The sequence below is a fragment of the Gilliamella sp. ESL0254 genome (genome assembly GCF_013344985.1).
In the GTDB taxonomy this organism is placed as follows: Bacteria; Pseudomonadota; Gammaproteobacteria; order Enterobacterales; family Orbaceae; genus Gilliamella; species Gilliamella bombicola.
In genome coordinates this window covers 1,150,812-1,167,542 of sequence record NZ_JAAEDU010000001.1, presented here as the reverse complement: position 1 = coordinate 1,167,542, position 16,731 = coordinate 1,150,812, and the positions used below count along the sequence as shown (strand labels likewise).

Annotated in this window: 13 protein-coding genes, 1 tRNA gene and 1 pseudogene; 11 read left to right on the top strand and 4 right to left on the bottom strand. The window is 37.7% G+C overall.

Translation table 11 applies throughout. The features are described 5' to 3' along the window. Positions 1-16 precede the first annotated feature (16 nt). The 5 genes and pseudogenes from GYX25_RS05410 to GYX25_RS11185 all read left to right on the top strand — a co-directional run bounded on the left by GYX25_RS05410 (position 17) and on the right by GYX25_RS11185 (position 4,178). Positions 17-92 (top strand) — tRNA-Gly (locus tag GYX25_RS05410). A gap of 373 nt (positions 93-465) precedes the next feature. Continuing rightward, entirely contained in the window at positions 466-2,142 is a 1,677-nt protein-coding gene (locus GYX25_RS05405; protein ID WP_174786894.1) for a hypothetical protein, read from the top strand. A gap of 661 nt (positions 2,143-2,803) precedes the next feature. Next, positions 2,804-3,103: pseudogene (locus GYX25_RS11195) on the top strand (IS3 family transposase); the annotation flags it as partial. A gap of 15 nt (positions 3,104-3,118) precedes the next feature. Next, a complete protein-coding gene (locus GYX25_RS11405; RefSeq protein WP_160404082.1) occupies positions 3,119-3,214 on the top strand; it encodes a hypothetical protein in 96 nt (31 codons plus the stop codon). A 91-nt stretch (positions 3,215-3,305) separates the two neighbouring features. Continuing rightward, a complete protein-coding gene (locus GYX25_RS11185) occupies positions 3,306-4,178 on the top strand; it encodes a LysR substrate-binding domain-containing protein (protein WP_160404081.1) in 873 nt (290 codons plus the stop codon). Positions 4,179-4,316: 138 nt separating this feature from the next. Here the strand turns inward: GYX25_RS11185 and GYX25_RS05385 are convergent, their stop codons facing one another. From GYX25_RS05385 to idnO, 4 genes are all read right to left on the bottom strand, one after another. After that, a complete protein-coding gene (locus GYX25_RS05385) occupies positions 4,317-5,504 on the bottom strand; it encodes an MFS transporter (RefSeq protein ID WP_174786893.1) in 1,188 nt (395 codons plus the stop codon). A gap of 921 nt (positions 5,505-6,425) precedes the next feature. Next, complete coding sequence (idnR, locus tag GYX25_RS05380; RefSeq protein ID WP_174786892.1) at positions 6,426-7,418, bottom strand: DNA-binding transcriptional regulator IdnR; 993 nt, start codon at positions 7,416-7,418, stop codon at positions 6,426-6,428. A gap of 129 nt (positions 7,419-7,547) precedes the next feature. Beyond that, a complete protein-coding gene (locus GYX25_RS05375) occupies positions 7,548-8,801 on the bottom strand; it encodes an MFS transporter (protein WP_174786891.1) in 1,254 nt (417 codons plus the stop codon). A gap of 129 nt (positions 8,802-8,930) precedes the next feature. Further along, on the bottom strand, positions 8,931-9,695 hold the full coding sequence (idnO, locus tag GYX25_RS05370; protein ID WP_091346082.1) for a gluconate 5-dehydrogenase: 765 nt from the start codon (positions 9,693-9,695) through the stop codon (positions 8,931-8,933). Between the two features lie 262 nt (positions 9,696-9,957). Here idnO and purH point away from each other — a divergent pair, with 262 nt between their 5' ends. The 6 genes from purH to rnr all read left to right on the top strand — a co-directional run bounded on the left by purH (position 9,958) and on the right by rnr (position 16,727). Further along, a complete protein-coding gene (gene purH, locus GYX25_RS05365; RefSeq protein ID WP_174786890.1) occupies positions 9,958-11,550 on the top strand; it encodes a bifunctional phosphoribosylaminoimidazolecarboxamide formyltransferase/IMP cyclohydrolase in 1,593 nt (530 codons plus the stop codon). A gap of 61 nt (positions 11,551-11,611) precedes the next feature. Further along, positions 11,612-12,910, top strand: a complete 1,299-nt coding sequence (gene purD / locus GYX25_RS05360; RefSeq protein ID WP_091346078.1) for a phosphoribosylamine--glycine ligase — start codon at positions 11,612-11,614, stop codon at positions 12,908-12,910. Positions 12,911-12,932: 22 nt separating this feature from the next. Then, positions 12,933-13,244 carry a hypothetical protein gene (locus GYX25_RS05355; protein ID WP_174786889.1) on the top strand — a complete coding sequence of 104 codons (312 nt, stop codon included), beginning with the start codon at positions 12,933-12,935 and terminating at the stop codon, positions 13,242-13,244. A 179-nt stretch (positions 13,245-13,423) separates the two neighbouring features. Further along, positions 13,424-13,549, top strand: coding sequence for a hypothetical protein (locus GYX25_RS11270; protein WP_255457035.1), 126 nt, complete (start codon positions 13,424-13,426; stop codon positions 13,547-13,549). Positions 13,550-13,792: 243 nt separating this feature from the next. Beyond that, positions 13,793-14,113 (top strand): hypothetical protein, encoded by a 321-nt coding sequence (locus GYX25_RS05350; RefSeq protein WP_160403626.1) that lies wholly within the window; start codon positions 13,793-13,795, stop codon positions 14,111-14,113. A 178-nt stretch (positions 14,114-14,291) separates the two neighbouring features. Next, a complete protein-coding gene (gene rnr, locus GYX25_RS05345) occupies positions 14,292-16,727 on the top strand; it encodes a ribonuclease R (protein ID WP_174786888.1) in 2,436 nt (811 codons plus the stop codon). The last annotated feature ends 4 nt before the right edge of the window (positions 16,728-16,731 follow it).

Sequence of the window (16,731 nt, the reverse complement as noted above, 5' to 3'; positions counted from 1 at the left end):
TGAAGCACCTCAATAAGCGGGAATAGCTCAGTTGGTAGAGCACGACCTTGCCAAGGTCGGGGTCGCGAGTTCGAACCTCGTTTCCCGCTCCAAATCTTAATAATGCATTTATTCCTCATATTACTAAGTCAAAATAAATTCTAAAAACTTTTCTATTTTGATTAGCTAAATAAAAAAACAAAAACTTTAATAAAATCAATTACTTTCCTGACCGATTTTTTGGTCGGTGACTAAGTTGTTTTTAACCAAAAACTTTTCCCCCAAAAGCCCGCCAACGTAGGCTGACTCATCCTTTAACAAAACTTTACAAATTTTTAACAAAAAAGGTAGCGCATTATTGGTCAAGCGGTTATAATTTAATCGCTTTCAAAGCAAGGGAGTGCTCATTATTAGAGCAGTCAGTTATAAAAAATCGAAATAAAACAAAAATTTACTTGACAGGATGATCGAAATGCGTTACCATTTATGGCATCTGGCATCTGGCATCTGGCCTGCCAAACCTACGCCCTAAAACTTTTTAATTTTCACCGTAGTCGAAATCAGACTCAATTCTTATTTTCATCAGCGAGGTCATTTCGCGTAGCGAAATCGGAGACGTTATCGGTAGGGTTATCACCGAGGTCAAGGCGTTTACCTCTTCTATTTAAATTTTCAGGTTTACCAAGTTTACCAAGTTTACTAAGTTTACCAAGCTTATCAGGCTTACTAGGTTTACTTAGATTATTTAGATTTTCTAAATCGGCGTTGTTCTTCGTGGTATTGTTGTTGTCGTATACACAGGGCTCTGCGGCATTAACGGCTTATACATCAAAGTATATCGTGGGTAGTGCGCCGTATTTAACATTCGACCGTGGTCTAACAAAGGCAACAGATACAGACAGTCTGTTGTCTATTCGGTTGCACAATGGTCGGGTTATCACGCCGTCTACTAATACATCAAGTGTATCAAATCCAATAGGATTGCCTTATGCAGGGAATACTTTGGATGATATAGATATGATAGTCCCGTCATCGGTTAGTTCAGTGAGTATAAGTGATTTAATCACTAGGTATAATTATTGGCGTGATGATGATGGGGATGGACAGGGTGCTAATGGAGTTACCGCATCAGGGAATATATCGGTATCGTTTAGGGATAAGGATGGCAATACCGTTAGTCGTGACGATGAATTAAGTATATGTAAGGCTCCTTATAGAGTAACCTTAAGTAGTACAGGGGGATATTTACAGACACAGTACGGGGTTCCTAATAGAACCAGTTTTAGCGGTCAAAGGGTGACATATTATATCAATCCGTATGGTGTTACTGGTCCTGTTGCTTGTTATTTTGTGAGTCACGCAAGGCCTAATCTTATTAGTGGCACAGGCAATTACGCCGGCCCAGCTAACATATGGAATCCAGATAAGGGTTTTTTAACTCAGTCAACAAGTCCATCATCTTACGGCCAAAATTTTCCTACAACGGGTATGGATGGGTTGTTTTTTGACTTAGAGATGCCTACTGGAGTTGATGCAAGTCAGTTGACATGGTCTCCAGTTACTCGTGGTGGAATAACGGCTACGGTGACAAGTGTAGCAGCTAATGATAGTTGGATTCCTGGTGTTGATAAAGGAAAAGTTGTCGCACGAGTTAAGTTAAGCGGTCCTAGGGCTAGTAGTTATCAGATGTATTTAAGAAATCCTAGTCGGCTTACTCCGTCGCTATCTTTGCCACAGACCTTTGAGTTGGTGGGTAGGGATGGTCGAGGTAATGAGGTGAGGTATGGATTTGTGTTAAAGCAGTGGTTCGTCAATCGGGGTGATAGACGGGATACTTTGGCTAACCAATCCACTTGGTGTAGTCGTTTGGGTTATCGTGCGCCACAGGTTAAGGATTTAACCAATTCAGTCAGAAGAGATTATCTTCCTATTTCTGGCGCCTTGCCTCATTCATCTGGTAATCATTATATGCGTCATATAGGTGCTGGTCTTTTAGCGGAGTGGGGCGGCATGTACAGCTACGCTGGTGCGGGCTTCGTCGACGACTTCTACTGGGCGGGCACCGAACCACATGGCAATGGCTATTATGTCCGCTTGAGCCTCGGCAACGTTTACAGCCTCCCTGCTTCCAACAGCTATTATGCTGTTTGCACCGCACCTTAGCTTTTATTTCTTATTCCTTAATCCTTGGGCCGCGGGGGCGGTTATGGTGCCTGAGAGGACAATCTAACAAAGAATAACGCCCCCGCGCAAGTTGGGGCATTTCCCTTAGGGTTGCGCTGTTGCGGTTTAAATTTGTGGTCTATTTATAGTACGGCAAGGTTTCGGACGTTTTGACCTTTAGCGAACAAAATAGCCACAGTGACCACGTCCGAGCAAAGGGAATTAAAGCGAATTCCCTTTGCAATCCCACGCTTTGGCTACAGAATGTGGCCTACGGCTACGCTACTCGTATCATCCTGATACTCGCCTCTTCGAGGCCACCTTCGCTATGCTCAGGTGTTCAAATTTGTTCCAGACAAATTTGTCCGACGCCGCTCGGTCTTGACGCACCGGCTATTATCCGTTCCAGACGGAGAATAGCCTCGCCAAACATCCCTGTTTGGCGTGCTAACCTCGCTCTGTTGTCGGCACATTCTGACGCCGGAACAAGACAAATAACATAATCTTAGGTGTTTTTTGTGAGTTGTTTTTGTGTAAAAAAGCAATGCAATTACATCCAAAAAGTGGTCAGGAAAGATATTGATTTTATTGAAGTTTTTATTTTTGTATTTTCAAGGAAAATCAACCATTTACACAACCTAAGCAAAGCGCCGACATACAGCTTTTACATTCAAACCAAGGTTGACATTATCATATATGTCATTATCAACAAAAACTAAGGAAAAGAAATATCGTACAGACTATGTCTCGAAAAGGAAATTGCATAGATAATGCTGTTATTGAGAATTTCTTTGGATTGTTAAAATCCGAAGTCTATTACTTAAATAAGTATGATACTATTGAGTAGTTAAAAGCGGATATTGAGGAATATATCCATTATTATAATCATAGAAGAATTAAATTAAACTTGGACAAAAAGAGTCCTGTTCAATATCGGGAGTATTATTTTCTAGCAGCTTAATTTTTTGTACAACTTTTGGGGTGTAGTTTAAAACATGGAGAACCCGTATGGCCTGAAGACTATTTAGGATCAATATCTCATAGTAATCAGCAAGCTATTTGTGCAAGTTAGCTCTTTATTTGTTAGAACAAGTGTAATTATTAGAACTTCAAAATCTAATAATTAAGTATAATACTTAATAGCTAACTAGAAGGATTTCCCTGTGTATGTAAAAAAAATAAGATCATTCATTGTATTAGCTACAAGTGATAGTTTTCGCGATGCCGCTGAGAAACTTAATATAACTCAACCAGCACTTACAAAACAAATTCAACTTCTTGAAGGAATATTCGGTTTTCAACTATTTCTGAGAGATAATCATGGTTGTTACCTGACTGATGAAGGTAAAATAATATATAAATACGCACTTAATTTAACCGATGAATTAGATAAATTCTTATGTATAGTAAAAAAAATAAAAACAGGTAGAACGGGTGTTTTGAATATCGGACATACATTTTCTTTTATAAATATATTACCAGAAATGATAAATCGATATACAGAACACCATCCAATGATAAAAATTCAAATACATGAGTTGGATTCAGCAGAGCAGGAAAAAAGGCTATTATCTGGAGAGTTAGATATAGCTTTTATGGAAAAGCCTGTCAATAAACAAATAAAATATGAAGAGATAGGTACAGATCATTTATTAATTATATCCAATCCCAAAGACAACTTTCAGATTAATAATTTTAATGATATTAATCAAATTTTAGATAAAAATACTCTTTGTTTACCAAATTGTGATTCGCATTTTGAATTATCTCAAAAAATTTCGAAATTTCTTTCAAGAAACTCACTAAATTTTCCACAGGTATATTACACAAATAATGTTTATAATAGTATATCTATGTCTAATTTACATTCAAATGTAACGATATTACCTAATAGTTTAGTTCATAATATTAAATCAAAAATTAAATATCATGAACTCATGGGAAAAGGATCAAAATGGAAAATAGGAATGTCTTGGAATGAAGAAAGAGCAGGTGCTGATGCTCTTACTTTTATTAATGAGATGAAAAATAAATAAATTTATTTACACGGTAAAATATTTATTTTTTATACTAAAAAAAATCGATTACTTTGCTTCCACTTGTATTTAGCAAACATTATATTTTCGTATACTGAACTATATCCATGACAGCTTGCTAAAGTGTGAACATGCAGATCAATGAGATGCATTATCGTCTCCGCTTGCATTTTCAACACCAAGTTTACCAGCATATAAAACTATAAAAATAGCTAATATCAACAAAATACACATCATGATTGGTAATACTCTTGCATCGAAAACATTTAGCAACATTCCGCCACAAAAACCGCCACCAGCTATTGCCAAATTCCAAAGTGATACAAGTAAAGACTGTGCAATATCAGCAGATTCTCCTGTTATTTTTGCTGATGCTGTTTGAAATAATGTTGCTCCACCGCCAAAAGCCAATCCCCATACTACAATTGAGACTAAGATTAACGAATAAATGTTATCAAAAGCATAAAATAATAATCCGGAGATAGCAAAAAAACTGAGAGATAAAATAATCAACTTACGTAAATATTTGTCAATAAATATCCCGACAATAGCAATACTGATAATCGATGAAATACCAAAAATAAATAGAACAGCATCGACATTCATTTCATTTCCTGAAAGTTGTAAATATGGTGATATATAGGTGTAAAAAATATTATGACCAAAAGCGAAAATAAAATTTATTACTAAAATCGATTTTACATAAGGTATAGATAGTACAGAAAACATGGCATTCTTTTTCTTCGTTTTTAATGCTTCTAAATTAGGTAGTTTTAGGCATATCAAAATGACCAACAACAAAGAGATTATTGTAATTATATGAAAAGTTAATCTCCAACCGACTAACTGACCTATTAATGTGCCCAATGGAATACCTATAGATAAGGCTATCGGAACCCCTAGCATAACTATAGTTATTGCTCTTCCTTTTTTATCATCACTAACCATTCTTGTTGCGTAACCAGCCACCATTGCCCATAAAAGACCAGCAAAAAGACCTGCTAAAAATCTAGCTATTAATATCATAGTAAAAGACAGAAAATATGCAGTCATAAAATTAGTAATGCCAAAACCAAGTATAACTGTTACTAATAATTTTTTTCTATTCCAACTTTGTGTAGCAATTGTTAATGGGATAGCTGATAGTAGAGAACCTAATGCGTAAAGTGTCACTAATTGACCCGCTTGAGCTTCTGTAACACTTAGATCTTCACTTATTAACAGTAAAAAACCAGCAGGCAAAGCTTCTGTCATAATTGAAATAAACAGTGCTGTTGCTAAGGTAAGAAGGCTCAATGTGGGAAATGTATTATTTGTTCTTTCCATGTAATTCGCTCATATTATAAATTTGTTTGGGGTTAAATTGAATTTATTCATCAAAGCCATAGCTAACCATATCCTCCTTAGGATAAGGTTCTCCATGAATAACAAAATTAGCCATGCTTTTATCAATAAAGGTAATGTCCTTTGGACTTAATGTGATATTTACAACTTTAATATTTTCAATTAAATAACTTAACCTCCTTGTGCCAGGTATAGGAAAAATATTCTTAGATTTACTAAATAATTAGGTAAGTAATACACAATGAATTCATGCTAACAAATAATTTTATAGCTGTATAATTCCAATCATTTATTACATAATGAGAAATATTTATCACAATTAACTATCAATTTAGATAAGCTGAACCACACAAAATGTTAGATGCTTTTATTCAATAACTTGTCAATGAATGGTTTAGCGCCATAAGATGAGGATTAGTAAAAAGTATTTTTCGTGAATCCATAGAAGTCCATAAGTGTCCACTAGGAACTAGTCCAACAGGTTACCAAGCTGTTTTCGAACCTTGTTTCCCGCTCCAAATATTAATAGCGCATTTATTACTCATATTACTAAATCAAAATAAATCCTAAAAAAACTTTTCTATTTTGATTAGCCAAATGAAAAAACAAAAACTTAAATAAAATCAATATCTTTTCTGACTGATTTTTTACGTAAAATCAGGATTTTTGGAGTTGGTGAATAGAATAAATTGTGCAGTGGTTTCGGACGTTTTGACCTTGGGTGAACAAGATAGCCACAGTGATCACGTCCGAGCAAAGGGAATTAAAGCGAATTACCTTTGCAATTCCACGCTTTGGCTACCCGAAGCTGGAGCAATACAATTATATCCAAAAAGTGGTCAGAAAAAGTATTGATTTTATTAGAGTTTTTATTTTGCTGTTTTTTCTAAAAAAAAACATCCCCTAAACAGTCTGCCCCTTATCAATCTTATAATCTAATTTAACACTACTTTTAACCTTCTCTCCATTCAACCTTTTTAACAATAACTCGATCGCAACTTTGCCAATCTCAAATCGTGGCGTGATGACGGTGGCGATTTTTTGGGGGTTAGCTCGGCCGATTTCTAAGCCGTGAAAGCCAGCAATGGCAATTTGTTCTGGTACGGGGATATTATAATTTAGGCATTCAAGCAGGACCCCAATTGCCATATCATCGTTAGTACATAAAACACCATCCATATCAGGGTATTTTTGAATGGCTTGGTGAAATAGGCTTTTGCCTAAGTCTATTGATGATATCGCATCAGGTATGATTTGGTGTGGCGTGAGTCCTGCTTGTTTCATGACTCGCTGATAGCCATGGTAGCGTTGAGTATCTCGAGCACTGGCGACTGAGTTAAAATAGATTATATTTTTTTTACCAGATTCAATCATTTGCAATGTCATATCATAGGCAGCTTGTTCGTTATCAAAGCCGACTTGGATGTCAAAAAAACTTTGGGTGATATCCATAAGTTCAACAACAGGAATGTTGGCTGTTTTTAGATATTGTAGGGTGGCTTCGGTGTGGTCCTTTTCCATCAAGACAAGTGCATCAATGTTGTATGATAGTAGATTAATGATTTTTTCTTCTTCTAGCTGTTTGTCATAATTGTAATTAGTGATGATTGTTTGGTAATGATGAGCTGATGCGACCGATTCAATTCCAGCAAGCACTTCGGTGAATATTTGATTTTTAAAAGACGGTATAACAATACCAATACAATGGCTGCGTGAACCAAGCATTATTTGGGGGGCAAGATTGGGGATGTATTGGATTTCTTTTAGTACTTTTGCTATTTTTTCTTGATTTTTTTCAGAGACTTGTTTTGGATCTCTTAGGTAGCGACTAATGGTCATTTTAGTCACGCCAGTTAAATTGGCAATATCTTGTAAACTAATGCGTTTATCTTTCATAACCTGTTATTTTAGAAGGGATGCCGGTTGAATGTGTGGCATTTTAACAGCAAAAACAAGAAAAGAAATAATATTCGTTACAATAAATAAGAAGACAATGTCTATTGTCTTCTTATTTTGGTTATATTATTAATTATTTTTAGGTGCTTTAACACTAGCCATTAAAATAACTGATAAAACTAAAGATACCCCCATAAAGATATATGATGCTCCCGCACTGCCAGTTACTGCATTGATAACACCAACTAACCAAGCACCAATAAATGCGCCCAGTGCCCCAAAGCTATTAATTAAGCCAATTGACACGCCAGATACATTGCTTGGTAATAGTTCAGGAATTAAGGCAAAGAAAGGTCCATAAGGTGCGTACATGCAACCTGCTGCAAGTGATAAAAGCACAAAACAGATCCAAAAATGTTCAGCTCCAAGCAAATAAGCAGTAAAAAATGCGATAGTTGCTATAAGTAATAATGGCCAAACAAACAGTTTGCGATTTTGTAGTTTGTCGGAATAGAAAGAGACCATTAACATCATAGCAATAGCAACAAAATAAGGAATGGCAGCAAACCAGCCAACAGATATGATGTCAACTTTACCTGCTGATTTGATGATTGATGGCATCCACATCATAAATCCATATACGCCAATACTCCACAATGCGTGCACTGCACAAAGTTTAATGACATTGCCTGAACGAAACGCTTCGCCATAGTTGCGCATGGGTTTGATGTTTTGTTGTTCTTTGTCCATAGCGGCTTGGAAATCCGCTTTTTCGACATCAGTTAGCCATTTAACTTCCGATGGCTTGTCGCGTACAAGGATCCACCAAATCACTGCCCATAATACAGCCGGTAACCCTTCAATGATGAACATTTCGCGCCAACCATAAAGGTCGATTAAGTGCGCAGATACAATTGACATCCATAATACGGTTACTGGATTACCTAAAACTAAGAACGTGTTGGCTTTTGAGCGTTCAGCTTTAGTAAACCATGTGCTGATGTAAATTAGCATTGATGGCATAACGGCTGCTTCAACAATACCGAGTACAAAACGGATCACCATAAGTGATGGAATATTACTGACCATTCCTGTCAATGCGGCACATAATCCCCATAGTATTAAACATACAAAAATGAGTTTGCGAACGCTTCGCCTAACTGCATAAATAGATCCAGGTACTTGGAAGAAGAAGTAACCAAGGAAAAAAAGTGCGCCAATTAATGAGGATGTGCTGGGGCTGATGTCTAAGTCTTTGTTAATCCCCGCAGCTGCGGCAAAGCCATAATTGGCACGGTCTAGATAGGCTAAACTATAAGTAATAAAAATGATTGGCATTAATCGCCACCAACGAGATGGCGCCAGTTTGTTTGTTATATTCATGCTCTTCTCGCTTTAAATAATAATAAAGTGATTTTGGCGACAATTTTTATCAACGTTTTTTGTTAATAACATTGATTTAATCTTCTTCAATTTGATGAACTAAAAATACAATTGCCGCGATATGTTTTTTTAAACTGCGGCTAACATTCCGCCATCAACATAAAGAATGTGTCCATTGACAAAGTTTGATGCCGCAGAGGATAAAAACACGGCAGAGCCAATGAGTTCTTCTGGTTTACCCCAGCGTGCCGCAGGTGTTCTTTGACATAGCCATTGGGTGAACTCTTTGTTTTCAACCAGTGCTTTACACATTTCAGTATCAAAATAGCCAGGTCCAATACCATTAACTTGAATGTTGTAACGAGCAAGCTCAACGCACATCCCTTTTACAAGCATTTTGACTGCGCCTTTTGATGCGGCATAAGGGGTAATGGTGTCGCGACCTAGTTCACTTTGCATTGAGCAAATATGAATGATTTTTCCTTGCTTACGCGTGATCATGTGTTTAGCCACTTGTTGTGAAACTAAAAAAACCGCTTTTTGGTTAACATTAATCACCGCGTCCCAATCTGCTTCAGGAAACTCAGTAAATGGATGACGACGTTGAATACCGGCGTTATTGATTAATATATCGATGGGGCCGATCTCTTTTTCGATACGATCAATGGCATTTTTGACCGAATCGTAATTGGTTACATCAAAACCGATGCCAACAGCATTGATGCCCTGTGATTTTAATTGGTTTGCTGCATTTTCAGCGCGTTCTTGGGTAATATCATTAATAACAATACTTGCCCCGTATTGACCTAAGCCTGTAGCAAGTAAATTACCAATACCTTGTGCTGACCCAGTAATTAAAGCGCGTTTTCCCTTTAGTTCGAATAAAGATTTCATTATTTTCTCCCTTTTATTTTAAATTGTTATGCATAACAGTTACGCGTAACAATATTATGGAAAAACAAAAAAAGAAAGCTAGTAATGCGTGATTTTCCATGAAAATGTTAATTCTGTGATCAACGTCAAATATTATGATTTACTCGTTTTGACCCTGTTTAATAAAATTTTTTAAAAAGTTAATACTAAACATCTACCCTTAATTTATATATAATGTCGACTTAACCATTTGAATTTAGATATCAACCTCGGAGCTTCCCTCATGCAGCAGTTTCGTCCCATCCGCCGTGCTTTACTTAGTGTGTCCGATAAAACCGGTATTTTAGAGTTTGCCAAAGCCTTATCAGAACGAAATGTGGAACTTCTTTCAACAGGGGGGACGGCAAAATTGTTAATGGAAAACCAGATACCGGTAACGGAAGTATCTGACTATACCGGATTTCCTGAAATGATGGATGGGCGAGTTAAAACGTTACATCCCAAAATTCATGGCGCCATTTTAGGGCGACGAGGAGTTGATGATGATGTGATGCAACAACATCAAATTACGCCAATCGATATGGTGGTTGTCAACCTTTACCCTTTTGCACAAACGGTTGCTAACGCCAATTGCACGTTAGAAGACGCCGTTGAAAACATCGATATTGGTGGTCCAACGATGGTGCGATCTGCCGCTAAAAATCATAAAGATGTTGCCATTGTGGTTGATTGTGATGATTATGCCAATATCATTAACATGATGGATGATAACCAAAATTCCCTTTCTTTTGAATATCGTTTTAACCTTGCTATTAAAGCCTTTGAACACACAGCTAAATATGATGGCATGATTGCCAACTATTTTGGGCAATTAGTCCCCCCTTATATGGGCGAAACCAATGAGCCATCGGGCGAGTTTCCTAGAACGTTAAATCTACAATTTATTAAAAAACAGAATATGCGTTACGGCGAAAACGCCCATCAGCAAGCGGCTTTTTATGTTGAGCAAGATGTCAAAGAAGCCTCGATTGCAACGGCAAAGCAACTGCAAGGTAAAGCACTTTCTTATAATAATATTGCTGATACTGACGCTGCACTTGAATGCGTAAAATCATTTGACGAGCCCGCTTGTGTGATTGTAAAACATGCAAACCCTTGTGGTGTTGCCGTTAGCGATAACATTTTAAACGCTTATGAAAAAGCCTTTAAAACCGACCCCACTTCAGCTTTTGGTGGCATTATTGCGTTTAATAGAGAGTTAGATGCTAAAACCGCCCAAGCGATTGTTGATAAACAATTTGTTGAAGTGATTATTGCACCTTCAGTTAGTCAAGAAGCGCTGATCATCATTCAAGCTAAAAAAAATGTGCGCGTGCTTGAATGTGGCGAGTGGTCAACATCAGCGTCAGCAAGTTTAGATTTTAAACGTGTCAATGGTGGTTTGTTAGTGCAAGATCGTGATTTAGGCATGATATCACCAGATGCATTAACGGTAGTCACCAAGCGTAAGCCAACCGACCAAGAGCTTTCTGATGCGCTATTTTGTTGGAAAGTGGCTAAATTTGTTAAATCCAATGCCATTGTTTATGCAAAAGATAACATGACAATTGGTATTGGTGCCGGGCAAATGAGCCGAGTTTATTCCGCAAAAATAGCCGGCATTAAAGCGCAAGACGAAAATTTAAACGTTGCAGGTTCTGTTGTTGCATCAGATGCGTTTTTCCCATTTAGAGATGGGGTCGATGCTGCTGCCGCTGCAGGGGTGACTTGTGTAATTCAGCCCGGCGGATCGATTCGTGATGACGAAGTGATTCAAGCGGCCAATGAACACAATATTGCAATGATATTTACGCATATGCGCCATTTTAGGCACTAATTTTAGACCTTAATAGGGCGACCTTGTTTATTATTAAAAAGACATCATTAAAGGATCTTTTATGAAAGTTTTAGTCATTGGTAATGGTGGGCGCGAACATGCACTTGCTTGGAAAGTCGCACAATCACCATTGGTTTCTAAAGTCTTTGTTGCACCAGGCAATGCCGGTACTTCTCTAGAGCCTAGCTTAGAAAATATCAACATCAAAGCTACCGACGTAAGTGGTCTGCTTAGCTTTGCTCAGCAAGAACAAATCGATTTAACTATAGTGGGACCTGAAGCCCCGTTAGTAATTGGTATTGTTGATAGCTTCCAAAAAGCGGGATTAAAAATCTTTGGACCAACTAAAGCCGCTGCACAACTTGAAGGGTCAAAAGCCTTTACTAAAGACTTCTTAGCTCGCCACAAAATTCCTACTGCAGAATATCAAAACTTTACCGAAGTCGCTCCAGCCATTGCCTATATTCGTGAAAAGGGCGCACCGATTGTGATTAAGGCTGATGGGCTAGCCGCTGGTAAAGGGGTGATTGTTGCCATGACAGTGGAAGAAGCTGAAGATGCTGTGCGTGATATGTTAGCCGGTAATGCCTTTGGTGATGCCGGTCACCGAGTCGTGATTGAAGAGTTTCTAGATGGCGAAGAGGCCAGCTTTATTGTCATGGTGGATGGCAAACATGTAGAGCCCATGGCAACTAGCCAAGACCATAAACGTGTTGGCGACGGTGATACAGGCTTAAATACTGGTGGTATGGGGGCATATTCGCCAGCACCAGTGGTGACTGAGGTTGTTTTTAAACGAATAATGGATGAAATCATCTACCCAACGGTCAATGGTATGGCACAAGAAGGCAATGTTTATGTTGGCTTTTTATATGCGGGTGTAATGATTGATAAAGAAGGTAATCCAAAAGTTATTGAGTTTAATTGCCGATTTGGCGATCCCGAAACACAGCCAATAATGATGCGAATGCAATCGGATCTGGCTGAACTTTGCCTTGCAGCGGTGGATGGGAAATTAGATACCGTCAAATCAAAATGGGATCCAAGACCTGCATTAGGTGTAGTCCTAGCAGCCGGCGGTTACCCGGGTGAGTATAATACCCAAGACGTTATCCTTGGACTGCCTGCCGAATCAAGTGATGATTGCAAAATCTTCCACGCAGGTACTAGTCTAGAAAAAGGTCGCGTTTACACCAATGGCGGACGTGTGTTGTGCGTAACAGCACTTGGCAACACCGTACTTGAAGCGCAACAGCGTGCTTATGAGCACATCAAAGGTATTTATTGGCATGGTTGTTTTTATCGCCATGATATTGGTTATCGTGCGATTGAGAGGGAAAAAAACTGCCACAAATCTTAATTTATAAAATAAGGATATTTGCATGGCTATTGAAATATGGATTAGCTATTACTTTTTTTCCATTGTTGGGTGTTTTATTCGGCACTATTTTTCGGAATATATTGCAATGGACTATGATAATGATAAAACTTTAAATCGTAAACGACGTTTAGCTCTTCTTTATTTTTATTTTATTTTTTTATATAGCCTGTTTATGATAAGTCAGCCAGGAGAAGGGCTTTTTTTAGAACTTATTTTTTTCTGGTCGGCTGTTTTAATTTTTATATTGTATGTATTTTTTATTAGTTTTCTTGAAACCCCACGTAGATACATAAAAAAGAAAAAATGGAAATGATTAATTAAATTTAAATAAGGATAAAATTAATTTTATCCTTATTTATGCAAAGAACTTGTCAATCATAACCCTCAAAACATTAACAACTCTTTGACGCTTGTTTATAAATTGAATCTTCATTTTAAGTTATAGCACTCTATGTTATGCTAGAGCTAATATTAGTCACAGGATATCCCTTTATGATAAAAGATCCATTTTTTGACCGCGAAGCCGAGAAGTACGATTCCCCCATTGCTAGCCGTGAGCTTATTTTAGATTACCTTAAACAAGAAGCAAAACGAGCAAGTGTTTATTACGTGCCGTAAATGTTATGCCTTGTCTGAGAATTTAAATTATTTCATTAAAGACGAAGAAAGTAGTGAAATAAATTTATAAGTACCTCAGCCAGCAGAAATAGATAATGTAGGTAAAATAGTTGAAAATTGTGAGTTTATTATGGCAATAAGTTCTGATCCAACAAAAAATTCAGAATATTATTTATGTACTCGTCCTGATGGTTCGCAATATCGCAAATATGATGAACATCCGGAAGAATTGGAATAATAAATATGGTTGCTTTAATTTATATCTTATTTTATTTTTTTTCTATTATACCTCTTATTATTTCTTATCGATTTAAAAAATATTCCATCAGAGATTATAGATACGATAATGGGTTAAAGTGGAAAAAAAGAATAGTATTAATCTTAAACTATGCTGTCATATTAATGCTGATCATTATTTTAGGAGAAAAAAAAACAATCAGAGGATATTCATCTGAGTTTGACCTATTACTATTATCCGCTGGAATATTTATCTATATTTATCTATTTGCAATTGGCTGGCTTGAAAGCCCTAGACCTTTTAGAAAAAAGAAAAAATGGAAATGATTAATTGAATTTAAATAAGGATAAAATTAATTTTATCCTTATTTATGTAAAATACTTGTCAATCATAACCCTCAAAACATTAACAACTCTTTGACGCTTGTTTATAAATTGAATCTTCATTTTAAGTTATAGCACTCTATGTTATGCTAGCGCTAATATTAGTCACAGGATATCCCTTATGATAAAAGATCCATTTTTTGACCGCGAAGCCGAGAAGTACGATTCCCCCATTGCTAGCCGTGAGCTTATTTTAGATTACCTTAAACAAGAAGCAAAACCAGCAAGTTTAGAAAAAATTGCCCAAGCTGTCGACATTAAAAATGAAGAGCAAAAAGTGGCATTGCACCGTCGTTTGCGCGCAATGGAGCGTGATGGGCAAGTGGTGTTTACGCGTCGCAAATGTTATGCCTTGCCCGAAAAGTTTGACATGGTCAAAGGTAAGGTTATTGCCCACCGTGATGGCTTTGGCTTTTTGCGGGTAGAGGGGAACCCTGAGGACTATTTTTTAGCACCTGAGCAGATGAAAAAGGTGTTACAAGGTGATGTGATTTTAGCCCAGCCTATCGGTACACAATATCGTGGTAAAACCGAAGCTAGGGTAGTGCGAATTTTAGAGCCGCGTAGTAATCAAATTGTTGGTCGCTATTTTATCGAGCAAGGTGTTGGTTTTGTGGTGCCTGATGATAGCCGTTTGAACTTTGATATTTTAATAACGGGTAAACCTGATCGCACCGTACGTATGGGATCGGTTGTGGTAGTTGAGCTACAACAGCGACCAGAGCGTCGCCAAAAAGCGGTGGGTGTGATTAAAGAAGTCCTTGGCGAAATGATGGGGACGAATTTAGCTATTGATATTGCCCTGCGTAATCACGAAATCCCTTATGAATTACCTCAAGCGGTTGAAGCCGAAGTTAGTAAATTTACCGATCAAGTGCCCGAAAGTGCCAAAAAAGGTCGTAAAGACTTACGCAATTTACCTTTAGTTACCATCGATGGTGAAGATGCGCGTGATTTTGATGATGCGGTCTATTGTCAAAAAAATCGTGGTGGTGGCTATCGTTTGTGGGTGGCTATTGCCGATGTGAGTTATTATGTTCGGCCGGGCAAAGCGTTAGATAAAGAGGCTTGTTTGCGTGGTACGTCGGTTTACTTTCCTTCACGAGTTGTGCCTATGTTGCCCGAGGTTTTATCTAATGGACTATGTTCGTTAAATCCGCAAGTGGATCGTTTGTGTTTGGTTTGTGAAATGACGGTGTCTAATCGAGGCCGTTTGACAGGATACGAGTTTTACGAAGCGGTGATGAATTCGCATGCTCGGTTAACGTATACCAAAGTGGCTAAAATTTTAGAGGGTGATGAGGAACTTTGTGAGCATTACCATGATTTGGTTCCTCATCTTGAGAACCTCTACGGGCTTTATAGTGTGCTTGATAAAGCCCGTGTTGCCCGTGGGGCAATAGGGTTTGAATCAGAAGAGCCTAAATTTATCTTTAATGCCGATAAGCGTATTGAAAGCGTCGAGCTTGCACAGCGGAATGTGGCTCATAAAATCATCGAGGAGTGCATGATTTTAGCCAATGTGGCTGCGGCAAAATTAGTGATTAAGGCTGATATTCCTTCATTATTCCGTGTGCATGATAGACCCGATGAAGATCGCATAAATAATCTGCGTAGCATTTTAAGCGAACTAGGATTGTCGCTTGGTGGTGGAGCTAATGTTAAACCTAAAGATATTGCCGAATTAATGACCGTGGTTGAAACACGTCCTGATCATGATATGTTGCAAACCGTTATTTTGCGTTCAATGAAGCAAGCCATTTATGATCCTGAAAATCGAGGTCATTTTGGTTTGGCGCTTGAGGAATATGGACATTTTACTTCGCCAATTCGTCGTTATCCTGATTTACTTTTGCACCGTGCTATTAAATGGATTTTAGCCGATGAACAACAAAAGACTAGTAAGACTGGCGGGTACCGTTATAATACAAGCGAAATGCTCTATTTTGGCGAGCACTGTTCTATGACTGAACGACGTGCCGACGAAGCTGTGCGTGATGTGGTTGATTGGCTAAAATGTGATTATATGCAAGATCATGTAGGCGAGGTTTTTAACGGTACGATTTCAAGCGTAGTTAATTTTGGCTTCTTTGTGCGGTTAGACGATCTATTTATTGATGGTTTAGTGCATGTGTCATCGCTTGAAAATGATTATTATACTTTTGATGGTTCGCGTAATCGCTTAATTGGTGATAATACCCGCTTTACTTATCGTTTAGGCGATAAAGTGCAAGTAAAAGTGGATAATGTTAATCCAGAAGAACGTAAAATTGATTTTTCACTGGTTGGCAGTAATAATAAGCCGAAACGTCAAGGTAAAACAGCAAAAGAGAAGTCTAAACAATCCCAAACCGATCAGTATGCTGATTTGCCGCTTAAGCGAAAAGGTAAAAAATCAACTAGCGAAAGTAGTGCTAAGCCAAGTACTAAAAAAAAGGCTAAACCGAGTGCGAAATCAAGCACGAAAATTGAAGCGAAAGCTAAAAGTAAAAAACGTAACAAATCGAAACCAAAATCAGTCAATAAAACCAAATCAGTTAATAAAACAAAAGAGTAGCAGA